Source organism: Sphingobium sp. CECT 9361 (assembly GCF_918741285.1).
In the GTDB taxonomy this organism is placed as follows: domain Bacteria; phylum Pseudomonadota; class Alphaproteobacteria; order Sphingomonadales; family Sphingomonadaceae; genus Sphingobium.
Genome location: NZ_CAKKNC010000010.1, coordinates 80308 through 103722, shown reverse-complemented (window position 1 = coordinate 103722; position 23415 = coordinate 80308). Strand labels below are relative to the sequence as shown.

22 protein-coding genes and 1 pseudogene are annotated in these 23415 nt (G+C 62.6%); 14 read left to right on the top strand and 9 right to left on the bottom strand.

Going from position 1 to position 23415, the window contains the following annotated elements:
- Window positions 1-2 precede the first annotated feature (2 nt).
- The 4 genes and pseudogenes from mobF to LQ220_RS14990 all read left to right on the top strand — a co-directional run.
- Window positions 3-3065 (top strand): MobF family relaxase, encoded by a 3063-nt coding sequence (gene mobF / locus LQ220_RS15005; RefSeq protein WP_230189000.1) that lies wholly within the window; start codon window positions 3-5, stop codon window positions 3063-3065.
- 45 nt (window positions 3066-3110) lie between these two features.
- Window positions 3111-3311, top strand: coding sequence for a hypothetical protein (locus LQ220_RS15000; protein WP_230188999.1), 201 nt, complete (start codon window positions 3111-3113; stop codon window positions 3309-3311).
- Window positions 3312-3363: 52 nt separating this feature from the next.
- Window positions 3364-3969, top strand: coding sequence for a DUF2726 domain-containing protein (locus LQ220_RS14995; protein WP_230188998.1), 606 nt, complete (start codon window positions 3364-3366; stop codon window positions 3967-3969).
- A gap of 84 nt (window positions 3970-4053) precedes the next feature.
- Window positions 4054-4152, top strand: a pseudogene (locus LQ220_RS14990) (ferredoxin); the annotation flags it as partial.
- A gap of 51 nt (window positions 4153-4203) precedes the next feature.
- Here the strand turns inward: LQ220_RS14990 and LQ220_RS14985 are convergent.
- On the bottom strand, window positions 4204-4863 hold the full coding sequence (locus tag LQ220_RS14985; protein ID WP_230188997.1) for a hypothetical protein: 660 nt from the start codon (window positions 4861-4863) through the stop codon (window positions 4204-4206).
- A gap of 51 nt (window positions 4864-4914) precedes the next feature.
- Window positions 4915-5328: an SOS response-associated peptidase family protein gene (locus LQ220_RS14980; protein ID WP_230188996.1), complete on the bottom strand. Its 414-nt coding sequence runs from the start codon at window positions 5326-5328 to the stop codon at window positions 4915-4917.
- Window positions 5329-5480: 152 nt separating this feature from the next.
- Between LQ220_RS14980 and LQ220_RS14975 the strand changes: the two genes are divergently transcribed.
- Both LQ220_RS14975 and dinB read left to right on the top strand, forming a co-directional pair.
- A complete protein-coding gene (locus LQ220_RS14975) occupies window positions 5481-6095 on the top strand; it encodes an SOS response-associated peptidase (RefSeq protein ID WP_230188995.1) in 615 nt (204 codons plus the stop codon).
- A gap of 100 nt (window positions 6096-6195) precedes the next feature.
- Window positions 6196-7308, top strand: a complete 1113-nt coding sequence (gene dinB, locus LQ220_RS14970; RefSeq protein ID WP_290369050.1) for a DNA polymerase IV — start codon at window positions 6196-6198, stop codon at window positions 7306-7308.
- Window positions 7309-7355: 47 nt separating this feature from the next.
- Here dinB and xth read toward each other — a convergent pair whose 3' ends face one another.
- Together xth and ligD are read right to left on the bottom strand one after the other, a co-directional pair.
- Window positions 7356-8156: an exodeoxyribonuclease III gene (gene xth, locus LQ220_RS14965; RefSeq protein WP_230188993.1), complete on the bottom strand. Its 801-nt coding sequence runs from the start codon at window positions 8154-8156 to the stop codon at window positions 7356-7358.
- A gap of 4 nt (window positions 8157-8160) precedes the next feature.
- Window positions 8161-10050, bottom strand: coding sequence for a DNA ligase D (ligD, locus tag LQ220_RS14960; RefSeq protein ID WP_230188992.1), 1890 nt, complete (start codon window positions 10048-10050; stop codon window positions 8161-8163).
- A 148-nt stretch (window positions 10051-10198) separates the two neighbouring features.
- Between ligD and LQ220_RS14955 the strand changes: the two genes are divergently transcribed.
- The 4 genes from LQ220_RS14955 to LQ220_RS14940 all read left to right on the top strand — a co-directional run bounded on the left by LQ220_RS14955 (window position 10199) and on the right by LQ220_RS14940 (window position 12387).
- Window positions 10199-10375, top strand: coding sequence for a DUF3606 domain-containing protein (locus LQ220_RS14955; protein ID WP_230188991.1), 177 nt, complete (start codon window positions 10199-10201; stop codon window positions 10373-10375).
- A 13-nt stretch (window positions 10376-10388) separates the two neighbouring features.
- Entirely contained in the window at window positions 10389-11096 is a 708-nt protein-coding gene (locus tag LQ220_RS14950; RefSeq protein ID WP_230188990.1) for a hypothetical protein, read from the top strand.
- 149 nt (window positions 11097-11245) lie between these two features.
- A complete protein-coding gene (locus tag LQ220_RS14945) occupies window positions 11246-12037 on the top strand; it encodes a hypothetical protein (RefSeq protein WP_230188989.1) in 792 nt (263 codons plus the stop codon).
- A 152-nt stretch (window positions 12038-12189) separates the two neighbouring features.
- Window positions 12190-12387, top strand: a complete 198-nt coding sequence (locus LQ220_RS14940) for a hypothetical protein (protein ID WP_230188988.1) — start codon at window positions 12190-12192, stop codon at window positions 12385-12387.
- Between the two features lie 60 nt (window positions 12388-12447).
- Here the strand turns inward: LQ220_RS14940 and LQ220_RS14935 are convergent, their stop codons facing one another.
- The 5 genes from LQ220_RS14935 to LQ220_RS14915 all read right to left on the bottom strand — a co-directional run bounded on the left by LQ220_RS14935 (window position 12448) and on the right by LQ220_RS14915 (window position 19987).
- A complete protein-coding gene (locus LQ220_RS14935) occupies window positions 12448-13602 on the bottom strand; it encodes a hypothetical protein (protein WP_230188987.1) in 1155 nt (384 codons plus the stop codon).
- The gene (locus LQ220_RS14930; protein WP_230188986.1) at window positions 13595-14407 is read right to left on the bottom strand and encodes a hypothetical protein; all 813 of its coding nucleotides are present in this window, start codon (window positions 14405-14407) and stop codon (window positions 13595-13597) included. Before LQ220_RS14930 ends, LQ220_RS14935 begins: the two co-directional genes overlap by 8 nt.
- Window positions 14408-14479: 72 nt before the next feature.
- Window positions 14480-17794 (bottom strand): error-prone DNA polymerase, encoded by a 3315-nt coding sequence (locus tag LQ220_RS14925; protein ID WP_230188985.1) that lies wholly within the window; start codon window positions 17792-17794, stop codon window positions 14480-14482.
- Complete coding sequence (locus tag LQ220_RS14920; protein ID WP_230188984.1) at window positions 17791-19335, bottom strand: DNA polymerase Y family protein; 1545 nt, start codon at window positions 19333-19335, stop codon at window positions 17791-17793. Before LQ220_RS14920 ends, LQ220_RS14925 begins: the two co-directional genes overlap by 4 nt.
- Complete coding sequence (locus tag LQ220_RS14915; RefSeq protein ID WP_230188983.1) at window positions 19256-19987, bottom strand: damage-inducible mutagenesis protein; 732 nt, start codon at window positions 19985-19987, stop codon at window positions 19256-19258. Before LQ220_RS14915 ends, LQ220_RS14920 begins: the two co-directional genes overlap by 80 nt.
- A 75-nt stretch (window positions 19988-20062) precedes the next feature.
- On the opposite strand from LQ220_RS14915, the gene LQ220_RS14910 reads away from it, so the two are divergent.
- The 4 genes from LQ220_RS14910 to LQ220_RS14895 all read left to right on the top strand — a co-directional run bounded on the left by LQ220_RS14910 (window position 20063) and on the right by LQ220_RS14895 (window position 23395).
- Entirely contained in the window at window positions 20063-20668 is a 606-nt protein-coding gene (locus LQ220_RS14910; RefSeq protein ID WP_230188982.1) for a hypothetical protein, read from the top strand.
- Between the two features lie 133 nt (window positions 20669-20801).
- Window positions 20802-21359 carry a hypothetical protein gene (locus tag LQ220_RS14905; RefSeq protein WP_230188981.1) on the top strand — a complete coding sequence of 186 codons (558 nt, stop codon included), beginning with the start codon at window positions 20802-20804 and terminating at the stop codon, window positions 21357-21359.
- Between the two features lie 201 nt (window positions 21360-21560).
- A complete protein-coding gene (locus LQ220_RS14900; protein ID WP_230188980.1) occupies window positions 21561-22541 on the top strand; it encodes a type IV toxin-antitoxin system AbiEi family antitoxin in 981 nt (326 codons plus the stop codon).
- On the top strand, window positions 22538-23395 hold the full coding sequence (locus LQ220_RS14895; protein ID WP_230188979.1) for a nucleotidyl transferase AbiEii/AbiGii toxin family protein: 858 nt from the start codon (window positions 22538-22540) through the stop codon (window positions 23393-23395). Before LQ220_RS14900 ends, LQ220_RS14895 begins: the two co-directional genes overlap by 4 nt.
- Window positions 23396-23415 lie beyond the last annotated feature (20 nt).

Genomic DNA, 23415 nt, shown 5'->3' with positions numbered 1-23415 from the left:
GCGTGCTCTCGGTCGCCTCGGTCCGCTCCGCCTCGGGTGCCGCGAACTATTTCGCGAAGGACGACTTCAAGGACAATTACTACACCGCCGATGGCTCGGCTGAGCAGAGCGCTTGGGGCGGGGAAGGGGCCGGAGCTCTGGGCCTTGAAGGCGAGGTTTCGAAACAGGCGTTCGAGGAAATCCTGAGCGGGACGCTGCCGTCAGGCGAGGGCGTGGCGCAAGTTGAAAACCGCCGCAACGGCGTCGATCTCACCTTCTCGGCGCCTAAGTCGGTGTCGCTCATGGCCTATGTCGCCGGCGACAAAAGCGTGCTCGCGGCCAACATGGCTGCCGTCCAGAAGACCATGGCGTGGGTCGAGAAGAATCTCGCCGAGGGTCGCAAGGATGTCGAGGGCCGCAAGGTCCCGGTCCAAACTGGCAATCTGGTCTATGCGCTGTTCCAGCACGACACGAGTCGCGCGCTCGACCCGCAGGCCCATGTCCATGCCGTCGTCGCCAATCTGACGCAGATGCCCGACGGCAAATGGCAGGCGCTCCACGCCGACAAGATCTGGAGCAGCAACACGACGATCGGTGCCATCTACCACGCCTATCTGCGCGCCGGCCTCGAGAAGCTGGGCTACCAGGTCGAGCTCAAGGGTAAGCACGGCACGTTCGAGATAGCGGGCGTGCCCAAGGCGGTGATCGACGCCTTCAGCCAGCGCCGCGAGGCGATCCTGGAAAAGGCGGCGGCACTCGGCATCGTCTCGGCCAAGGGCCGCGACGGGATCACCACCAACACCCGTGATCCCAAGCTCAATGTCGATGACCGCGACGGCCTGTTGAAAGGCTGGATCGACAAGGCAGCGGCGCTCGGCTTCGACGGAAAGGGCCTGCTCGCTTCGGCCGAGGCACGCTCAAGTCTGAGCGCCGCCGACGGCCGGCTTGAGCGCGGCTTCCGCGCGATCAGCGACGCGATCGCCGGCGCGCGCGACCTGGTCGGCGGCTTCCTTCGCCCGCACGATCCGCTGGTCGATTCAGGGCTCGCGCGCGTCACCCAGTCTCCCGCGACAGCCCGCTCGCAGCTCGCGGTTGCGTCCGCCGTCCGGATCCTCTCCGAGCGCGAGGCGGCGTTCAACGTCCACCTGCTGGCGAAGACAGCGCTGGACCTTGGGCTGAAGGGCGTGACGGTCGACACCGTCGAGCACCGCATCGGTCAGCTGATCGAGAATCGCCAGCTTATCCCGGGTGTCGCGCGCGCCGGCGACAAAGGCGTGAGCATGGTCACCACGCAGGACGCGCTACGCACCGAAGAGAGCATCCTGAAGGCAGTCGAGGCCAGCGCGGGGCGGGCCGCGCCGGTCATCTCCGCCGCCGATGCCCCGGGGCGTCTGCAGGCTGCCGCTGATCGCCCGCTCAATGCCGGGCAGCTTGCCGCCGCCACGCTGATCATGGCGTCTGAGGATCGGACCGTCACCATTCAGGGCGTCGCCGGCGCAGGTAAATCGACGATGCTGCAGGCGGTCGCCCGGGTCGCCGAGAGTGAGGGCCGCGACGTTTTCGGTCTCGCTTTCCAGAACAAGATGGTCGCCGATCTTGCAGAAGGGGCCGGCATCAAGAGCCAGACGATCGCCTCTTTCGTTCTCGCCAACGAACGGTTCGTGACCGAGCGCGACACGCCTCGGTTCGAGGCGGCGCAGGCGAAGTTCGCAGGTGCCATGCTCGTCGTCGACGAGACCTCGATGGTCTCGAGCGACGACATGCTGAAGCTCCACCGGATCACCGAGGCGCTCGGCGTCGACAAACTCGTGCTGGTCGGCGACCGCCAGCAACTCTCCTCGATCGACGCGGGCAAGTCGTTCGCGATGATCCAGGCGGCCGGCGGCACCATGGCGCGGATGGACGAGAATATCCGCCAGCGCACCGATACGCTGCGGACCGTTGCTGCGCTCGCCAATGTCGGCAAGGCGGGCGAGGCGATGAAGGTTCTGGGCGACAACGTCCATGAAAGCGCCAGCGCGCCCGAGACCGCCGCCGACATGTGGCTGGCACTGTCACCAGGCGATCGGGAGGCGACCGCCGTCTTCGCGTCCGGCCGGGAATCTCGCGCGATCATCAATCAGCGCATCCAGGATGGCCTGGCCGACGAGGGCACCGTGCGGGGGCAGGGCATCCACCTCACCGTCTACGAACGGGTCAATCTGACCCGCGAAGAGCTGCGCTACGCGTCGACGTATCAGGCCGGCCAGACGCTCGATGTCGGCCGCGGCGGCGCGCAGGACATCGGGCTCGAGAAGGGGCGGTACGACGTCACGCGCGTAATGCCGAACGGCAAAGTCGAGCTCAGCGATGGCCGCCGGAAGATCCGCTTCGATCCGCAGAAGCTGTCACCCACCGAGAAACGCGACCGGCTTGAACTCATCCAGAAGAAAGACCTCCATGTCCGGGAGGGCGACCGCATCCGCTGGACCGCCAACGACAAGCCCCGCGACCTCCACAACGCCGCCTTGGCGCGCGTGCTGACGGTCGATGCCAATGGCGTGACCGTCGAGACCGCCGGGCAGCAGCGGCTGACCCTGGATCTGGGCGATCCGATGCTGTCGCGTCTCGACCTTGCCTACGCGCTCAACATGCACATGGCGCAGGGCATCACGACCGACAAAGCCATCACGGTCATGGACAGTCGTGAGCGCAATCTGTCCAACCAGCGCCTGTTCAATGTCGGCGTGACCCGCGTCCGCGACGAGCTGACGATGGTGGTGGACAACCGCGAGAAGCTCGAGCGCCAGCTCGACCTCAACCCCGGCAACAAGACCTCCGCGCTCGAGACGGTCGGTCGCCTCGATATCGACGGGAAAAAGGGACCGGCGCCCGCGGCGAAGTTCGACCCGGGTCCGATCGAGGGCATCAACCTGGTCGATCAGCCCGACATCTTCGCCGATCTGCCACCGGTCCCGGACGGACCGGTCGCGCCGCCCCCGGCCACGGCGAAGGCCGGTGACCTCAAGCCACCGCCCGATTTGAAGCCGGACAAGAGCGACCTGCTGCCCCCGCTGCCCGAGCGCAGCCTGGGGCTCGATTTGTGAGTGCGAAACGCCGGCACGGTGCCGGTCCAATCAAGGAGACAAAGCATGGCATGGGATTTTGACGAAGGCGGCAAGTTCGGCAGCGAAAAAGCGGCCGAGGATTATGCCCGCCGTAACGGCCTTAACGACGCCGATTTCCGCACGCGCCGCAAAGGCGACCAGGTCGAGCTCGAGATCCGCCGCTCCGCGATCGACGGCCGCAACCTCAAAGACAGCAACGAGGGCCGTCGCGACGGCTGGAACTGAAAGGCGCTCCGGCATGGGGCGCCAGCCTCATGTCCTAACCGGGAGATGTTCAATGTCAGAGTATTTCGGCCGGCTTGGCCAATTGCCACATGGCACCCTGGCGCTCGCCATGGGCGCGCTTGTGGTGATCGGTCTGGCGGTATGGATCGCGTCGCGCATCCGCAGCAGGGTCAAGAACGACCCTTTGCCGGTGCCGGTAGCAAAGCCCTTCCTGACGAACCGTAAGCACGCGATGCTCGCCGCTCTCGAGCGGGCCCTTCCGATGTATCGGATCCACGCCCAGGTTTCGATGGGTGCGCTCCTCGCGCCGGGCGGTCGCCCGGGCCACTGGCAGCGGGGGACGGACGGCAACGCATTCCAGCGGAGGATTGTCGACTTCGTCATCGTCGATCCTACCTCAAGTTCAATCGTCGCTTTGATCGAAATGGACGAACGCTTCGCCGAGCCTGACGAAAACCTGCAACGTGAGGCGATGACGACGCAGGCGGGCTATCAGACGATCCGCATTTCCGCGTCGGACCGCGCGACCATCGCCACGGCCCAAGCCGCGGTCGGGCACCTGCGAGACGCTGCGCTGCAGTCAGCCCCCGCGGTGACGCGCTTGCCAATGCCGGTGCGTACATGGCCACTCGAAGGGCGCTTCAATGGGACACGATGATCGGGACTATATGCGCGATCGTCGGCGCGCTGAGCGCGAGGCAGCACGGCTAGGCAGCGTGTCGTGGGTCGACAGGAAAGGGCGGCTGCATCGGATCGCGATGCGTATTCGCGTCTGTCGTGCCAGATTCCGGTGACGGATGCGCTGGATGGCTTGAGGGTTACGATCGCGGCCGAGGATTGATCACCGATGCGGTGCGCGCTCAATATCCCGTAAGCTGCCACCAGTGACACTTTACCCAGAAACGCTTGGTAAAGTGTCATGGCTGACAATTCCTAGGGCCCGACCTTCCTTGGTATAGTCGCGATAGGCGAAATCGATGAGGTCCCGGACGAGCTCGATGAGCCCGCTGGTCGGAAGCCCATCGAACGGATCGCCATGCGCCAGTCCGTTGCGCCGATCCGCGAGCGTCGGCTTCGTCGTCCCGGTCAATTGGCCTACGGCCGTCCCACCACACCGCGCGATCATGGGTATGTCCGCGTCGGTTAGCCCATCGCCGTCGACCATATGCTTTAGCAACGCAGCGAAGGATCGTTGTGGCGGCTTGTCGGTAAGGCTCGGAGCCTGGCCCGATTTGAGCTTCTTCTTCGGCCGGCCGGCCACTTGTCCGCCGTATCGGTCATTCAATGCCAGCTCGAGCGCGGTCAGCGCGACAAGTTCGCCAGCCTTGATCAGATCGCCGTCGATCCATGCCAAATAATGGAGCTTGAGCGCACGCTGGAATTTGAGCCGGACTACGCTCGGGATCAGCGGATCGAGCGCCATGCCTTCGACAAACCTGCGCCACTCATCGAGACTGGCAAATTCCAGCTGCGCCGACGGGACGCCCGGCGCCGGCCAATAAAGGACGAGCGGCTCTGTCCGAGCCGCAAAAGTGATATCAGGAAATTCCATGGCCACCCCGCTACCACGAACCTACCGCTTCGCGTCCATTTAGCAGTTAGATCACAAGACGAGAGCGGGCTGGCGAGGACCGTTCGGAATCTCATCAACGACGAAAATGCGCGCCGGAGGCGTCTCCAGCAGATCGGTCTTACTAAGCCACTGCATGACCTGGCGACGCAGGATGATGGCCCCGTGGCGATCCTGATAGCGACTGACCTCGGCGTTGGCAGCGACCGTGATGATGCGGAAAGCGAGTGGGTAGCCGGCCATCGGCGGTTCCCAGACGCCAGCGAGATAGAAGAAATTTCCGTCGTCGAGCCGAACCCGGTACCGCCGGTCTTTCACCGTCATATGGAATTCGGTAGCTGGCATGAGGCAGCGATGGCTCGGGAAGGTCTTTCCTTCCGAGCGAACGAACCGGTACGACGTCCCATCGCTGAACCGCGGGTTTGAACCCCATGTCGCCTCGACCATTTCAAGCTCTGCGCTATTATCCGGATTGTATCGGATGATGGCGCGTTTGCTCCCGACGGGTGCATCCGAGTCGAATGGAGTTGGCGAGTCCATGCGATGGAACATAATAGGAACGCCGAAGACTCGCAAGGCGCGCCTGAACGGAGCGATCAATGTGTAATGACTATCGCCTGGAGGTCGACATAGCGTCGATCGCGCAGGACTTCGACGATCTGAAAATCAAGATCGATATGCCCGAGGGCACGCCCAACATCGAAGCGCGAGAGGACATCAAGATCAGCGACGTGGCGCCGATCGTCCGCAGCGGCGAGGTTCGCGGAACGGGCCAGCTGATCAATCGTCGCTGGAGCTGGGGAGGGCAGGGCGGCAAGCCGGTCTATAATTTCCGCGCGGAAGGCAGAGAATTCACATCCCACCGGTGTCTTATCCTGGCGGACGGTTTCTACGAATTCACCAAGCCTGAGGATCCCAAGCAGAAGCGTAAGACCAAGTGGCTGTTCACGCTGCGCGATCACCCGTGGTTCTGCATCGCGGGCATCTGGCGCGAGACTCCCGAAGGTGAAGCCTTCACGATGCTGACGATGGAACCTGGCGAAGACGTCGCACCCTATCATTCGCGCCAGATCATCCCGCTCACCCGGGCCCAGTGGTCCGATTGGCTGGACCCAACCGTGCCTGCAAGCGCGGTGCTGAGGGCCCTGCCGAAAGGGAGCCTGGGGGTGACACAGGTCTATCCGCCGCTCACGACGCAGAGTGTCTTGCTTTAGGTCGCGGCACCGGTTCCGAAGAGACCGCGACACTCGCTCAGACGCGTCTGATGACCGTTCGGCGTTCTCTTTATGTTCGGTTCATGTTATTTCACGCGCCATGGTTGGCGAGTCTGCGGTCCGAAAGGTAATCCATGTCGACATGGACGCGTTCTTCGCGTCCGTGGAACAGCGTGACGACCCGTCGCTCAGGGGCAAGCCGGTCGCAGTTGGGCACGGCGCGACGCGCGGTGTGGTCGCCGCGGCGAGCTACGAGGCTCGCACATACGGCGTGAAATCGGCGCTGCCGTCCGTCACCGCGCTCAGGCGCTGTCCCGACCTCATCTTCGTTCCGCCGCGCTTTGAGGTCTATCGCGCTGTGTCGCAGCAGATCCACAGCATCTTCGCCGATTACACAGACCTCATCCAGCCTCTCTCGCTCGACGAGGCCTATCTCGACGTCACCGCCGATCGCCGCTGCCTGAAGACCGCCTGGCTCACCGCCAAGGAAATCCGAGCGCGCATCCTGACGGAGACCGGCCTCACCGCGTCCGCTGGCATATCGTACAACAAGTTTCTCGCCAAGCTTGCGTCCGACCATCGCAAGCCCAACGGGCAATTTGCAGTCACCCCCGACATGGGCGCGGCCTGGGTCGAGACGCTGCCCGTCTCGCGCTTTCACGGCGTCGGCCCGGTGACGGCAGAGAAGATGAAGCGGCTGGGTATCGAGTCCGGCGGCGACCTCCGCTCGAAATCGCTCGCTTTCCTCCAGCAGCATTTCGGCAGTTCGGCCGACTGGTACTTTGCGATCGCGCGCGGCGAGGATGAGCGTCCGGTCAATCCTAACCGGGTACGCAAATCATCCGGATCGGAGACCACATTTCGGCAGGACTTGGTCGCCTCCGACGAGATCGAGGCGGGCGTGGTTCGCATGGTCGAGGAGGTCTGGTCGTGGTGCGAGAAGCGCCAGGCATTCGGGCGGACCGCGACCGTGAAGGTAAAATATGCTGATTTTCAGCAGATCACTAGGCGTCGAAGTCGTCCGTCCGCGATAACATCGTTTGTGGAGCTTCGCGAAGCTGCCCTCGACTTGATCCGGTCCGTCCTGCCAACGGCCAAGCCAATCCGCCTTGTCGGAGTGACCGTATCGACGTTCGAGGATGCCTCTTCGGCGCCAGCAGGGCACCTGTTCGAACAAGACGCGCAACATACCTACGACCCAGCAGCGGCCTGAGCATCATGCCAGGCATGCGCGTCATCATTGCCGGCCTCGTGCGAGCGTCATACGCGCTTCCTTCGCACCGGCTTTGCCGGGGCCAGTTCGATCCAGGTCGGGGCGTGATCGCTGCTCTTTTCCCATCCGCGCACATGACGGTCGACCTGCGCATCAACAAGTCGGTGCGCGAGCGCGGGACTGAGCAGTAGATGATCGATGCGTAGCCCGGCGTTGCGGCCATAGGCATTCCGGAAATAGTCCCAAAACGTGTAGATCGTCTCATCGGGATGAACGGTCCGCAACGCGTCCGTCCACCCTTGTTCCAGCAGCCTGAAATAAGCGGCGCGGACCTCTGGAGCGAAGAGTGCATCGTCCACCCAGCGTTCGGGCTCATAGACATCTCGTTCGGTAGGCATCACGTTGAAGTCGCCGGCCAGGACCACCGGCGCGCCGGTTGCCAGCAAATCGGCCGCATGCTCGATCAGTCGCTCGAACCAGGCGAGCTTGTAATCGAACTTCGGGCCCGGGCGGGGATTGCCGTTCGGCAGATACAGGCCTGCGATAAGGATGCCGTTCACTGCGCCTTCAATATAGCGGCTCTGGGTTGGATCGGGGTCTCCCGGTAAACCGCGCCGTGTTTCATGGATGTCGCCGATCCGGCTCAGCATGGCGACACCGTTCCAGCTCTTCTGCCCATGCCAGCTGACGTCATAACCAAGCTCCCGGATCGCGCTCTCAGGGAACTTCTCCTGCGGCGCTTTCAGTTCCTGAAGCACCGCAATGTCGGGTTGCGCCTCGGTCAGCCACCGAAGGAGCACGGGAAGGCGGCCGTTTACACCGTTCACGTTGTAGGTGGCGATCTTCACCGTGTCACAGATCCGGCAACGTTTGGTCGGCGCGGCCCCAGTCTTTCAGCGCTTTGGAAGCAGCCCGCTTCACGAGCTCGGCGGCATCGCCGATATGAAAATGGTTCGGCGCATCGATCGTCTCCATCTCCTTCCAGCTGATGGGCGCGGCGACGGGCGCTCCCGGGCGTGCCCGGACCGAATAGGGCATGACAGCCGTCGCACCGCGCTGATTGCGCAGATAATCGACGAAGATACGTCCCTTGCGCTGCGCTTTGGGCAGCGCCGCGGTGAAGTTTTGTGGATCGCTTTGCGCAACGGCCTGGGCCAGCCTGTGCGCGAAATCCTTCACCTCCGGCCATTCGGCCGCCGGTACGAGCGGCGCGATTACATGGACGCCCTTGCCGCCGGTGACCATCGGAAAGGTCTCAAGCCCGATCGACTTCAGGATGTCGCGGAAATGAAAGGCGGCCGTGCGCACATTCTCAAAGTCCAGCCCCTCGTCCGGGTCCAGATCGAAAACAAGCCGGTCAGCCTTTTCGACATCCTCGATACGGGCACCCCAGCCGTGGAATTCGATCGTTCCCATCTGGACGCAAGTCATCAGGCCATCAGCGGTATCGACGAAGAGATAGGGCTCCTCGTGGCCGTCCTTCTCGAGAATGCCGACATGTTTGACGGCGTCGCCAAAGCTGCCCGCATCATGTTTCTGGAAGAAGCACTTTTTGGCGCGGCCCTGCGGACAGCGCACCAGACTGATCGGGCGGCTGCCCATCCAAGGCAGCATTATCAGCGCGACAGCCGCATAATGGTCCGCCAGCTGGCCTTTGGTGATGCTGGATTCTGGAAAGATGACGCGATCGGTGTTGCTGATCTTGATGCGCGACACCGCCGGAGCGGCGATCTCGCTCACCGGTTGCTCGACCTCGAGAATGACTGCTTCAGCCTTCTTGTCGGCGCGGAGCCCGAGGTAGCTGGGATGGCGCAGCGTGCCCTCATTGGTCATTTCGGTATAAGCGATCTCCGCTACGAGCTTGGGTTGAAGCCAATGGGCGCCGCGGACCTCTGCGCGAGGCGCCTTTACGGTCGGTGTCGCCTGTTCGAGCGGGCGCATCGTCTCCATCAGGCGCAGGATCTCATCCATGCTGAAGCCCGTTCCGACCTTGCCGGCGTATCGCAGCTCGCCCCCCTCATGGATCCCGAGGATCAACGAACGAAACCCGCGCGACTTGGCCGACGGCGTCCAGCCGATGATGATAAACTCCTGACGCTTGATGCATTTGGTCTTAAGCCAGCCGCCCGAGCGCGAACCGATGTAGCGGCCGTCGGCCTTCTTTGAGATGACGCCCTCGAGCCCGGCGTCGCAGAAACTGTGAAGCAGCTTCTCACCGTTGCCCTCGATATGTTCCGAATATCGGATGCGGTGGCTTCCTTCGGGGAGGATCTCCCGCAGCTTCGCCTTCCGCTCCGTGAGGGGCAACCGGGTAAGATCTTCCCCGTCGAGCTCGAGCAGATCGAAAGCGATGTAATCGATACTGGACGGCGCGCCTTTGAGCGCTCCCTGGAGACCCTGGAAACTGGAACGCCCGCTATCATCCATCACGACAGCCTCACCGTCGAGCAGCGCCGACCGAATGTTGAGCTTGCCCGCCTCGCCGACGATGCCGGCGAACTTTTCCGACCAGTCCAGGCCGGACCGCGTGTAGGCGCGGGCTTCCTTGCCGCCGACGGCGACGAGCAGCCGGTAGCCATCATATTTCATTTCGTGGAGCCAGCGATCGCCGGTTGGAACTGTGTCGACCAAAGTTGCCAGCTGGACGGGTTGAAAAGGGGGCGGTCTCAAAGCTGGTAAAGCTCGAGCCCTCGACGGTTTCCGCGCCCTTCCTTCCCCTGGTTCTGCGAGCAACTTGGCCATGCCTGATAGACTCGTGCCTGGCGGACTCGTTCCAGCGCTGATGTGACTCGGTTCATCGACACAGCGCGCCTTCGTGAAGGGTCGGCGGAAACACCGATGACGATCGGCGTTCCATCAAGGTCACACGCCGCATCAAGGAGGTATTCAAATGGCTGACGACAAGACACTCCGCTCGCCGCAGGATAGCTCGCGCATCGCGCTCGGCGAGGATTATGAAGTCGCGTATTGGACCAAGAAGTTCGGCGTCACCCGCGACGAACTCGAAAAGGCGGTGAAGGCCGTCGGCAACGGCGCCGAGGCGGTTGAAGAGTATCTAAAGCGGTAGGAATCTCGAACGCATGGCCTCAGCCGAACATCCAGACCCGTTCACTGCGGCCACTCTAGCGGAGGTCTATGCCGAGATTTCTGCAGAGGGCGGCGTTACCGTCGCGACGCTTCGGGAGCGGGTTACGGCGTTTAGCACGCTCCCGATCGCCGACGCCGACATCCAGGCGTTTCGCGAAGGCAAGAAGCCCTGGAAGAAACTTCGGGACGAGGTCGTGCCGGTCGAGCATTTCCTGTCCGCGGAGTATCCGGATTCCGCCCGGGTGCGCTTTCCGCTCGACGATCAGCCACCCGATGCCTGGCTGACGCCCGAGCCCGGAGCTGAGCCGATCGGCATCGAAGTCACGGGAGCCTTGGCCAGATCTGGTATTGAAACGGCCAAAAACATGGCCGGCGGCAAAGCGGTCCCGGGTTTTATTGCGCTTCCGGACGACGCAACCAAGGAGACCTTCGCAAAGGTCAGGGACCGAGGCAGAGTGATGAACGCAAGGACCTCGGTTGACCGTGTGATTGATGATTCAATCACCAATCGGATGGCGGGCAAGGATCACGTAAAATTCAGCGGACACATCCTGCTTATCACCGCGCCTATCGGCTCTTCGCCTAACCGTCAGACCGAAGCGCTCGTTGAGGCCCATGCTGCTGCTGCCGCCGACCTGCCTTTCGCAGAGGTATTTGTCCTCGACCGAGCGCGCGGCTCCCCGATCGTCCGACTGAAGTGACGTGACTCATTCGTCTCGCCTGCTCGACATTCCGAGAAGGTGGCACGTGTTAACCTGAGTCCCAAAGGCTCACGCACCACTTCCACGGGGTGTTGACGGTACTTCCAGTTTGTGTAAGTGTGATTCCACTCACACAAACTGGAAGTTTCATGGCTCGCCCGTTTCATGCCAAAGATCGTTTCAGCTCACGCGAGCTTGCCGTTGCTGCGGAACTGACGCCCCGCAATGTGTCACTCCTCATCGAGCAGGGGTTGGCGCCACCGGCTGCCGAGGGCGAAGGTGGGCGAGGAGGGCACCGCAGCTATGACGGCGTCGGCTTAGGGGCGATCGCGCTGCTAGGCGCCTTCCACAAGGCGGGTATGGAATTGCTGGTCGCGGCACGCCTCGCTGGCGTGATGGCAGAGGATTACCGGCATACGAAAGGTCGGCTGCCATCAAACCTGCAGACCTACCTCCAGCGCCCGCTCAACCCCACGCCCGGGCACCAGCCCTGGGACCGCTGTCTTCCCCAGTTCGACCTCGATGACGACTATTGGCTCCACGACCGTCTTCGTTTCCACACCGAGATCTACCAGCCCTGGACGGCCTTGCGCGGGGACATGGTCGTCGAGATAGTCGACCAGACCTATGTCCTGACCCGGTGGCACGATTTGGAGATCGGGGTCTTCTCGCCAGTGTCGAAGGCGATGCCAGCCAGTCCCGAATATCGCATCACCGGCCGAGGAAGCGAGGCCCGCATCGCAGCGATCCATGAAGGGCTCAAGAGCTTCGACTTCTCGGTCGATCGCGAATCCGCCGACGCCCTGCGCGAACAGGAAGCTGCTTATCTCCACGCCCACCAAAATGCCGTGACCCGACTGCGCATCAATGTCGGGCTCGCGATCCGCAACAGTCTTGATCGCCTCGCCGACGATCGCGCCGGCCGGCGTAAGGCAGCCTGAAGCCGGGGTCCGATCCGATCGAACGCGCAAGCGGCGATGAGAACATCGCCCTTAACGATCAGCGCCGACCTCCATACATCGCGCGTTCCTTCGAGGGAATCGTGCGACGCCGCTAGACGTCCGGTCTACAAGGGAGTTAGTTTTACACCGCTGTGAATAGAGACGAAGAAGCAAAAGCGTACCAGACCGCACGCGAACTCATCGCCACGCATGGCGACGGCGTGGCCGCCTTCCTGCAGGCGAAGATAGATGAGTTTACGACGGCGAAGGACTATGAGCAGCTGGCGACCTGGTTCGTTATTCGCAACGCGGTTGCCCTGACAATGACGTCCGGTACGACGCTTCAGTGATGGTTCCCACGGCTCCTTCGGGATCCGCTTCGCCCACCGCAATAATAGGGGAAGGTCCGATCAGATTTGCTGGCGCAGTCTTGCGATCATCAAAGCGAGGCTGACGATGAGCGCCACGGTGACGCCGGCGATCCACTGGCACACCGAGATCCCGGCCTTATTCGCAACGAAGATCAACGGAAACTGGATCAGGGAAATGGTGACCGCAAACGCGGTTCCCAACGAGTCACGCGCTGCCGCGGACAAGATGCTCCGCCGCACCATGAAGGGCGTCAGATAATCGGCTGCCTCGGCGGGCCTGTCCGGATTGATGCCTTTCGTTCTGGCATCGCGGTCCATGAAGATAGACGGCACGTCGGTCTCTGTGACCTCGAGAGCCGCCAACCCTGTCACAACATTGGGTTCGATCATTCCCGCATCTGCGAAGGTCTTGTAATCGTAGAGGAGATCCTTGGTCCTCGGATAACGCAGATTTAGGGGCAGGTGCGTCGGGGGCGATGCCATTCGGAAACGATCCAGCAGGCTGCTCTTGGCAGGCGGTGCAAGTTGCCCCGACCCTGACCGGTCGCGCCGATCGTCAAGGAATCCCTTGCTGGCGATCGCGGTGCTCAGCTTTTCCGAGATGATGCGAAACTTGGTAAGCTTAGGGCCACCGACGGCGATCGGCCGCTCGACTACCACGTCGTCGGCAGGAAGGGCGCCAATAACAGACAGCAAGTCATCCGGGAGTCGGACGTAGCCCTTCTCGATATCGGCCACGGCTGCGGGGGCCGAGCGGGCTGCCAGGAAGCGGAGACCGAACACACTGGCGACGATCAGGCGTAGCGTTGCCGACCAAGTCCGGCTCGCCGGGAACAGGAATAGCGGGAGCTCAGGTTTCAGCGCCGGAAAGAGACCGAACGGAATGCCAAGCGCGTTCCGCAAAGTCTGGTCGAGGCAGACCTTGCCGAGTTCGTCCGGCATCCTCCTATCCACCCGAACCCGGCAGTGGATCGCGAGATAGTCTCGCATTTTTCGGTCGTCGTCGATGTGCGCCAGGACAGGGTGAACGAACACCAACGCTGCCCACCGGCCCAAGCCCAACGCCTTCTTCGTCTTGGGTGTCACGATGACATAATAGCCTCGTGCCAATCGGGCTCGATCGGTGGTTGCGCTGGCCGCTATCGCATTCTCAGGCGGAAAGATTTCAGGATCGAGGGCGGCGGGTTCAACCAAGGCGCTCGAACCCCTCTAAATCGGGACTTGAAGCGAAGCGGTCGATGATCCGACCGCGCAGTTCGGCCCACCACGCCTTATCACCAACCTGTTCAGCGAAGCGATCGGGCGTGACATCATAGCCCAATCGCTCAAGCAAATCGCCAACCAGCGACCTCTGCGAGACGCCGAGATTTTCGTCGGCTTGAAACTCCGCCAATCGACAGATTTCGCCATCGAGCAACAACGGCCCAAAGCGGCATATGAAGGCATAGACCGGCATTTCGCAGTCGATCGCGGCGTTGCCCTCTATCGAGCGATAAAGATCGTAATTTCCTGTTCGGGTCTCGGATTCCACCATCGCGTCCAAATTCGTCGCATCGGTGATGATCAGGAACGGGAGTGCGCTTCCTGACCGCGCAGCGAACGTCGCCGGTACGCTGCCATAATAGGATAGAGTGGCCCCGTAGCACGGCACATAGGAAGTGGTCGAAACACGAACACCTAGTGCTGCGCTGCTCGTACTGCTGTTCAGCTTCTCTGCCATCCTGCGTGGGCTGGCATTCGATCCGCAGCTCAAGAGACCTATGGGATTGGGTATATTAAAGGCGCTGCGGCGCGGGTCGATACTGGCGGGCTCTAGCTTCGCGACGATCGATCGATAGTCACCAAGGTTGTCGAGCGGCAAAGACGCTACGGGCAGACGCTCGGCCTGACCATTATGCAGCGCGAAGCAGGCCGGCCAGATCTCGAAAGGGTAATCGAGCGGTGTGCTTGTCAGAGCGTCCTTGGTCGTTCCTGCCGCGACGAATCGTCTCCCGCTCAATATCCACGCTCAAGCACCGATCATGGCAGTGGCGACCGGAATATGAAACCACGGCGCGCGGACAAAAGCTTATTAGCGGAAGTCACGCGGCTTAACCTTGATGCCTTCTGTCGGCTGCCCTGGAACGATACCAGACCCAAGGCGGAGATCCGGAATGAAGATATCCCGCGGTGACCTGCCAAGCGGCGACGCGCCGAGGTCGCGTGGGTCCGGGCGCATCGGGCTTTTGACTACATCGACACGACTGACGCGGTAGACTTCGGAAACGTCGGCACGATGGCCGACGCTGGCGAGAAGGGGCGACAGGTCATCGAGGCGCTGGGCAATGAGGTGAATGACCTCGCCCTCACGCTGGACCTGCCCTCGCACGCCCATCATCGAGGCGCCGAGCACCGTGCGACGGTTCTTTTCGAACACATTGGTCCAAACGACGAGGTTGGCGACATTCGTCTCGTCCTCCAGCGTGATGAACATGACACCCTTCGCCGACCCGGGTTTTTGACGCACCAGCACGATGCCGGCCAGCTCGATCCAGCGTCCGTCCTTGACGGTCTGGAGCTGCTCGCAGGTGATCATCTTTCGCGCCTTCAGCTCATCGCGAAGGAACGCAAGCGGGTGCGCACGCAGTGACAGCCCCGACGCGCGGTAATCCTCCACGACCTCCGCTCCCTCGCCCATTGGTGCCAACAGCACGGTCGGTTCGATTGCCTCCTGCCGAAGCTTGCCATCGCGCTCGTCAGCAGCTGCGAACAGGGGCAGGGCAGCGTTGCCGAGCCCTTTCACGTCCCACAAGCCCGAACGACGGCTGAGCGCCAGTGAACCGAACCCATCCGCCTCGCCGATGCGATCAAGCGCCCCACGACCAACGCCGGCCCGGCGCTGGATTTCTTCAACGTTGGAATAGAGCTGTTTTCCGCGTGCCGTGACGATGGCCGCGCCGTCCGCATTGGCCAGATCGCGCACCATACGGAGGCCAAGCCGCACGGCCTTGTAACGACCGGCTGCCTCCTCGAGCGTGCAATCCCATCGGCTGTGGTTCACGTCGATCGGCCGGATCTCGACGCCATGCTGGCGCGCGTCGCGCACGATCTGCGCCGGTGCGTAGAAGCCCATCGGCTGCGCATTGAGCAGCGCTGCGCAAAACGCGTCGGGATGATGGCACTTCACCCAGGACGAGGCATAGGCGATCAGCGCGAAGCTGGCGGCGTGGCTTTCAGGGAAGCCGTAGGACCCAAATCCCTCGATCTGCTTGAACGTCTTCTCGGCGAACTCACGGTCGTAGCCCCTCGCAACCATGCCATCGATCAGCTTGTCGCGGAAATGCGACACGCCGCCTGTCAGCTTGAAAGTGGCCATCGCTCGCCGGAGAAGGTCGGCCTCGCTCGCCGTGAAGCCGGCGCACTCGATGGCGACCCGCATCGCCTGTTCCTGGAACAGCGGCACACCGAGCGTCTTCTCCAGGACCCGCCGCAGCTCCTCGGTCGGATAGGTCACCGCCTCCTCGCCGTTGCGGCGACGCCGATAGGGGTGAACCATATCCCCCTGAATCGGTCCGGGCCGCACGATCGCGACCTGGATGACCAGGTCGTAGAATGTCTTCGGCGCCATCAGCGGGATCGATGCCATCTGCGCCCTGGATTCGATTTGGAAGACGCCAAGGGTGTCCGCCTTCCGGATCATCGCATAGGTCGCGGGATCTTCCGCCGGGATCGTGGCGAGGTCGTGTTTGATCCCTTTGTCATTCTCCAGAAACTCGAACGCCCTGCGCATGCAGCTCAACATGCCAAGCGCCAACACATCGACCTTCATGAAGCCTAAAAGATCGATGTCATCTTTGTCCCACTCGATCACCTGGCGGTCTTCCATTGCCGCAGGCTCGATCGGAACAAGCTCGTCCAGCCGGTCGCGCGTCAGGACAAAGCCGCCAGGGTGTTGCGACAGATGGCGCGGGGTGTTGATGAGCTGCCGCGCCAGTTCCAGCGTCAGCATAAGCCGCTTGTCGCTAAGATCCATGTTGAGCTCGGCCGCATGCTTTTCCTCGACGCCTTCCCGGCTCCACCCCCACACCGCACCGGATAGCCCTGCGGTCATATCTTCTGAAAGCCCCAGTGCCTTGCCTACCTCGCGGACCGCACCGCGCGCGCGGTATCGCGTCACCACCGCGGTCAGAGCGCTGCGGTCACGACCATAGGTTTCGTAGATCCACTGGATCACTTCCTCACGCCGCTCATGCTCAAAATCGACATCGATATCGGGCGGCTCCCTGCGCTCCGCGCTGACGAAGCGCTCAAACAGCAGCTCGGAGCGCACGGGGTCGATCGAGGTGATGCCGAGGACATAGCAAACGGCGCTGTTGGCGGCCGAGCCGCGCCCCTGACACAGGATTTCGCGCCGGCGCGCCTCCATCACGATCGAGTGCACGGTCAGGAAGTAAGGCGCATAATCGAGATCCGCGATCAGTCGCAGCTCATGCTCGAGCTGCGACCGCACCTTGGCATCCAGGCCTTCAGGATAGCGCTCGGGTGCCTTCTCCCACGTCAGCCGCGCAAGCTCCTCTTGCGGCGTGCGACCCGGGACCTGGATTTCGTCCGGATACTGGTATTTGAGCTCCTCAAGGCTGAACGTGCATCGGGCCGCCAACTCCACCGTACGGGCGACCGGGCTCACATCCTTCAGATAGCGTCGGAAAAGGCGCTCCATCTCCGCTGCTGTTTTCAAATGGCGGTCGGCAAAGCCCTCACGGCGCTCGCCCAGATCATCGACCGTGCATTTCTCGCGGATACAGGTGACGACATCCTGCAGAAGTCGGCGGTCGGGTGCATGATAGAGGACGTCGTTGGTAGCGACCGTCGGCACCCGCGCTGCGGCAGCCATGGCGGCAAGATCGCGAAGCCGGATCGCGTCGCGTGGGCGCCGGCGGATCGACAGTGCCGCATAGCAGCGATTTCCAAAGATGCGGCGCATGCGAGCAAGCGCGGTCTCGGTCGTGGCATCGGCGCCATCGGGTACGAGGAGCGCGATCAAGCCATCGTGCCATTCTTCGAGGTCCGACCAGTCCAGATGGCAGGCGCCTTTGCCTGCGCGTCCCTTGCCGACGCTCAAGAGTCTGCACATGCGACCATAGGCCGCTTTGTCGGCGGGATAGACGAGCAGTGCCGTGCCGTCAGTGAGATCCAGTCGACAGCCCACTATCGAACGCACGCCGGTCGTCTTTTCCGCGTCCCAGGCACGTACAATGCCCGCGACCGAATGCCGATCGACGATGCCAAGGGCCGGCAACCCAAGCAGCGCGGCGGCGGCAAAAAGCTCCTCTGGACTGGAGGCTCCACGCAGAAAGCTGAAATGGGTTGTGACCTGCAGCTCAACATAGCCGCTATCGGCGGTCACGCGAACGCTCCATGGATAAACCAGCGCATCGGCCCTGTGACCGGATTCTCCCCGTCGCCTGCGCGAAAGAGCCAATAGCGGCCGCCGGTTTCGGTCTCGACCTGATAATAGTCGCGCACCGTATAGGGCTGCTCGCCTTCAACGCTGTGATCGCGCCACCACTCGCCATATAGGCGCTCGGGTCCGTCGCCTTGGGTAACGCGGTATCGCCTTCGCCGCCAGATGAACAAGCGAGGTGCCTCGTCGGGGAGCAGGGCAACCACATCGATCGGTTCCGGCCGATCCAGCATGCGCGCCGGTCGAGGCAGGTCGCCAGCCCAGGCTATGCCGCTGGAACTGGCCAACGCCGCGAACCGCGCCACGGAGCGTTCAGGCATTGCGCTTGGCTGAGGCCCCGCGCGGTGAAGGTGCCTCTGGCCGAAGCGATTAGCGAGCGCATCGATCAGCGCGGCAATGTCCGGACCCTTGCGACCGGAACCTGCCAGGCCGTCGCTTTGCGAAGCGCTCATCGCTTCGGCAAGCGGCGTCACGAGCGTCATTGCTTCTATGCCCAGCCCTGGTTCGATCGTCTCAATCTTCGCGCACAGCAGCTTGGTCAGATGCGCGTGATCGCGCGACGGAGCGGCCGTTCCGACCCGAATCGCCTGCCGGTGCCCATCGACGCGAGCGAAATGACAATCGAGCCGACGAGCTCCTTTGCCCAACGCGGTCAACTGGACCACGATGTCGGCGACTAGATCGCCGATCACCCTTGCGAATGCCTCTGGCGTGGCGATCGGCTCCATCAGGCCACGGCGGGCCCGAGGCAGATGGTCCGGGAAGATCGGGTCGATAGGCTCGGGTATCTGGCCCAGCGCCTGATCGAGCCGGCGATAGAGTTGGCGTCCGAAGCGCTTGGCGAGGGGCGCCCGCGGCGCACCAACGAGTTGTTCAATCCGCTCGAACCCGAGCTTTCGAAGGCCTTCCACGTCTCGCGCATCCAGGCGCAGCGCAGCGATCGGTAGCAGCGCCATCGCTTTGCGGTGGTCGCCGGGAGCAATTGTCACGGGGCGGCCAGCGGGAACCTGGCGGGCCACCGCATGCGCACATCCCGCCGTGTCCGCGACCGCGAGCTGCAACGAGAGACCAAAACCAGCGACCCGCCTGTGCAGATCCTTCAGAAGCGCCTGCTCGGACCCGAAAAGGGGGGCGCAACCCGTAATGTCCAGCCAGATGCCATCTGGCACATCGGGCGCAACGACGGGGCTGTACCGCTGCCCGGCCCAAAGCGCGAGACGCCGCAACCCTTGAAGGTCGGCTTCCGGCTCCGCGTCGACGACCAGAAGCTCTGGCGCGAAACTGCGTGCCTTGGTGATAGTCATACCCGGTACGATCCCGAGTGTCCGTGCTTGCCCGTCAACGGACGCCACCACCCGTCTCCCATGGTCCGGGATCGCCGTGACCATCGGTGCAGGTGCCGCGTCAGGCCGCGAACTGGCGTTCTTCCTGCGCAGCCGGTCGGTCGACCAGTGCGGCAGGAAGAGCGATACGACCCGTCGCATCGCAGCCCTCCACAATCCAGCTGTGCGGATTTCCGCCGCGCACGCGTTCCAGCTCAACCCGCCAGCGTGGTCGCCCGAGGCTCGGAATACCAAGGTCCTCACTGGGGTGAGCTGTCACGCGCCAGCGCGTCACCGCAGCCGTTCCCTCTACGGCCTGCTCAACCCTCGAGGCGCGTCGGAAGACGAAGGCGGCTACGCCCGAACCCTCTGCCGCGAGCTGCAGGCGTTTGGAGGCAGTGGTCGAATATTTCGCGACTTCGCCAACCACCCCGGCAAGGCCTGGTTGGCGCAAACATTCCTCCATCGCGAGGAGCACGTTGGTGTCGCTGCCGGCCTCGACATGGATCACCCGGTCCGGATGCAGTCCAGCCAGGTGAAGGGCAGGGGCAAAGAGGTCACGCCAGCGCAGACACCAGAAGACCGGACCCTCGACACGCGCTAGAATGCCTGCAAGGAACACCGTTGCGCTGGCTTCGTCAGCCAGATCGGTACTGCCGGCGATCTCATGCAGCGCGCTTGTGGCTATGCCACCGCCAGGCAGGCGACAATCAATGCTCTCGATCCCGAACGGAATGGCGTAGTGGCGCCCATCAGTGCCCTCGATCTGCGCGATGCGCGCACGTAGATCATCAAGGACGGCTGACTCGCGCATAGCATCACAGAGACTCGGAAGGCGGTTGATTCGTTCCCTCTTTGTTCTGCTGAGGGCGCGCCCGAGTCAAGCGCGATGGAGATCGCCTCTCGCGCCGTTGCCGCAACGACCGGCAAAAAGGCGCACGTCTCCGACGCAAAAAAATTCGTGGAGGTCTCTTGGATAGCGGCCGACGTTGGAATCCGGCAGATTGCTCCGATGAACGATCTCAACGGCAAGTCTATCGCGGAGATGCTCGCGCTCCATGCCGCAATCAACGAGGAACTACGATCGCGCAACGTCTTGCGGTCTGCCAACAATCCGACCGGAGACTTGGCCGAATATCTCTTTTGCACAGCTTTCGGTTGGGAGCAGGAGGCGAATTCGAAGAAGGGCTTCGACGCGGCGGACTCGGACAGCGTCCGCTATCAGATCAAGGGCCGTCGGCTGCACAAGCGCAACAAGTCGCGTCAGATGTCTGCGATCCGGTCGACGGACGGTTTCGATATATTGGCCGGCGTTCTCTTCAACGACGACTTCTGCGTCATTCGCGCGGCGCTGATCCCTGCAAGCGTGGTGTTCGAGCGAACGAGCTTCGTCGATTATACGAAGAGCCATAAATTCTACCTTCGCGATGATGTGTGGGATGCACCAGGCGTCAGCGACGTTACCGAGCGCCTCCGCGCCGTCGAGCAGGCCTAGATACCAAGTGCGACTGACTTGAGGTGGTCGCCGCGTGAGCGGCCAAGCGGGCCAGAAGTGCCCAGCAGAAAAAACTGACGAAAGACGCACGAACGGGATTCACATTGCCGCAAGCGATGCTAAGATTCATCTTATGTTCCACCAAGCCGACCTTTTCGATGCCGTTGAAGTCGGCCAGGGAGCGCCTGCCAAGAGCCTGAATCTGCCGGCGCTGATCGAACGGATCGCGGATTTCTCGCCGCGACCGCGCTACGCGTTCATGGTCCTCAACCTCATTGCCAAAGCCGCCGGGGGGAACAGCGGTTCAGCGGGCCCCTATGTCGATACCGAGGACGAGGTTCGCGTGCCGCTCCGCGATTGGCTGTGCGATTCACTGGTTCCGATGGCAAAGCGTGATGCCCGTCGCCTGATCATCGTCGAAGAGGTCAAAGCTTCGCTTGCTGCGCAGGATGCCTTGCCGGACGACGCCGAGCAGGCCGCAAGGGCGATCGACAATGAGGTCCGCGAACGGGTCCGGCGCTCAGGCCGGTGCAACGTCAGCCGCGCCGTCTCCGATCTCGTCCGCGCCGGTCTGGTCCGGCGACACTATCAGGGCTACCGTGTAGACCACCATAATCGGGGCGCTCAACGTGAGGCGGTGTACACGATCACTGAGGCAGCCGCGCGGGCCCTTTGGTCGCAAAGGGCCTGATATCCCATCAGATGGAACTTGTTTCACGGATTTGCCATTTTCAACGGTTTGTTGAAAGGCGCGTTTCACTGAAATCTGTTGCTATTTCAGCCGAATCGTGGTTTCAACGGTTCGGTGAAAGACCCAATTGGCATCGAACGACGGGCGGCAGAAGCGCTTGAGGCCTTTCTAGGCTCAATCCCTCAATTTGCCGTCGGCCCAATGACGCTGGGTGGCAGGCCAGGCGAGGCTGATCGAGGCGTAGACATCATCGCTGAAACCGAATTCGGCGGCCGACCACTCAGGCTCGTGGTCGAGGTCAAAAGCAACGGGCAACCCCGGATTGCGCACCAAGTAGCCTACCAGCTCAAACGTTATCTGGATCAGACCGGCCAAGAGGGCGTGCCGATGTTCATCGCCCCCTATTTATCCGAACAGGCGCAGGCGGCATGTCGCGAGGAAGACATCGCCTACCTTGATTTCCAGGGCAACGCGCGCCTCGTTGTCGATACCATCTTCATCGAGCGCAAGGTTGAAGGGAAACCCGATCCCGAACGACGTTCCCTGCGCACCCTGTTCAAACCAAAGTCGACCCGGATCCTGCGCGTATTGCTGAACGAGCCGCATCGGCCCTGGCGCGTGACCGAGCTTGCTGAAGAAGCCAAGGTTAGCCTCGGGCTGGTCAGTACAGTTGGCACCGCCTTGCGCGAACGAGAATGGGCTGACCAGACGGAGCAAGGGCTACGTCTCGTCGATCCTTCCGGTCTGCTAGACGAATGGGCCCGCAACTATGAGCAGCCCAAGGGGGAGGAGGTCCGCCTCTATACCCACCTTCATGGCAAGGCTCTGGCGGAGCGCTTGGGTAATCTGGCGTCGGAGGAGGGCAGGGTGGCCTTGGCCTCGTTCAGCGCGGCTGCTTGGTACGCGCCGTTCGTGCGGCAGAGCACCAGCTATTTCTATGCCGACGAAAAGGGACTTGGTGCTCTGCAGACGATCCTCAATCTGAGCGCGCCGGCCAAGGGTGCGAATGTCGTGGTGCGCGTCCCCGACGAGGATGGCGTGCTTGATGACGCACGGTTGGTCGCTCCAGGGGTCATCGTGACCAGCCCCGTCCAGACCTATCTTGATCTCATGGCGGGCGGCGAGCGGGGCGCCGAAGGGGCCGAACATCTCAAGGACAAGCTTTTGCGGTGGCCAGCATGAATGACGAACCGCAATCGGCCAACGACTACGACGATCGCACAAGCGCCGCGGTCCGATCAGTTCTCGTCGAGATCGGCCAGACGCTGGGAAGCTTCCGCGGTAAGTTTGCGGCGATTGGCGGCGCCGTGCCTTGGCTGCTGCTCGAGGACAGCGAGATGCGCCACGTCGGCACCCTCGACATCGATCTCAGTCTCGACGCGCAGGCCCTTGCCGCCGGCGAGGAGTATGTCGCTCTCGTCGACGCCCTCCACGGGCAGGGTTATGCTCCCCGCGACACGCTCAAATATTTTCAGATGGTCCGGACTGTCCAGCCGAAGGATGACGGACCGCCGATCGACGTGATCGTCGATTTCCTGCGGCCCTATGACGCGGTGCTGGAAAAGAACCGGCCGCCACTTACCACCGAGTTTGCGACCCAGCGCGCCTCCGGCGCGGAACTCGCCATTCATTTCCACGAGCTCGTTGCGATCGAAGGCGACATGCCCAAAGGCGGGACCAACAAGGTCATGATTGCGGTCGCCTCAATCCCGGCGCTTCTCGCCATGAAAGGCTTCGCGCTCGACGGACGGTACAAGCAGAAGGACGCCTATGACGTCTATTACTCGATCCGGAATTACCCCGGCGGGATCGATGCGCTCGCGGACGATTGCCGCCCGCTGCTCGAGCATCAGAGTGGCCGGGATGGCTTCGCGCACGTGGTTGCGAAATTCGACGACCCAGACGGCTACGGACCGACATGCGTGCGCAACTTCGTAGAGGGCTCCGATACCTTGGACGGCCGGACGCCGGACGAGTGGCAACAGGATGCCTTTGGTCAGGTCGATGCCTGGGCCCGTGCGATCGGACTAAGATGACACACGCATCTGCGGGGCCG

Bases quoted from the DNA above. Each gene is read 5' to 3' on its own strand.
- LQ220_RS14900 (WP_230188980.1), top strand. From the start codon at position 21,561: ATGACGCTGGGTGGCAGGCCAGGCGAGGCTGATCGAGGCGTAGACATC.
- LQ220_RS14910 (WP_230188982.1), top strand. From the start codon at position 20,063: ATGGAGATCGCCTCTCGCGCCGTTGCCGCAACGACCGGCAAAAAGGCG.
- LQ220_RS14945 (WP_230188989.1), top strand. From the start codon at position 11,246: ATGGCTCGCCCGTTTCATGCCAAAGATCGTTTCAGCTCACGCGAGCTT.
- LQ220_RS14950 (WP_230188990.1), top strand. From the start codon at position 10,389: ATGGCCTCAGCCGAACATCCAGACCCGTTCACTGCGGCCACTCTAGCG.
- LQ220_RS14895 (WP_230188979.1), top strand. From the start codon at position 22,538: ATGAATGACGAACCGCAATCGGCCAACGACTACGACGATCGCACAAGC.
- LQ220_RS15000 (WP_230188999.1), top strand. From the start codon at position 3,111: ATGGCATGGGATTTTGACGAAGGCGGCAAGTTCGGCAGCGAAAAAGCG.
- LQ220_RS14955 (WP_230188991.1), top strand. From the start codon at position 10,199: ATGGCTGACGACAAGACACTCCGCTCGCCGCAGGATAGCTCGCGCATC.
- LQ220_RS14980 (WP_230188996.1), bottom strand. From the start codon at position 5,328: ATGGTCGAGGCGACATGGGGTTCAAACCCGCGGTTCAGCGATGGGACG.
- dinB (WP_290369050.1), top strand. From the start codon at position 6,196: ATGGTTGGCGAGTCTGCGGTCCGAAAGGTAATCCATGTCGACATGGAC.
- LQ220_RS14995 (WP_230188998.1), top strand. From the start codon at position 3,364: ATGTCAGAGTATTTCGGCCGGCTTGGCCAATTGCCACATGGCACCCTG.
- ligD (WP_230188992.1), bottom strand. From the start codon at position 10,050: ATGGCCAAGTTGCTCGCAGAACCAGGGGAAGGAAGGGCGCGGAAACCG.
- LQ220_RS14915 (WP_230188983.1), bottom strand. From the start codon at position 19,987: ATGCGCGAGTCAGCCGTCCTTGATGATCTACGTGCGCGCATCGCGCAG.
- LQ220_RS14985 (WP_230188997.1), bottom strand. From the start codon at position 4,863: ATGGAATTTCCTGATATCACTTTTGCGGCTCGGACAGAGCCGCTCGTC.
- LQ220_RS14905 (WP_230188981.1), top strand. From the start codon at position 20,802: ATGTTCCACCAAGCCGACCTTTTCGATGCCGTTGAAGTCGGCCAGGGA.
- LQ220_RS14920 (WP_230188984.1), bottom strand. From the start codon at position 19,335: ATGCGACGGGTCGTATCGCTCTTCCTGCCGCACTGGTCGACCGACCGG.
- LQ220_RS14975 (WP_230188995.1), top strand. From the start codon at position 5,481: ATGTGTAATGACTATCGCCTGGAGGTCGACATAGCGTCGATCGCGCAG.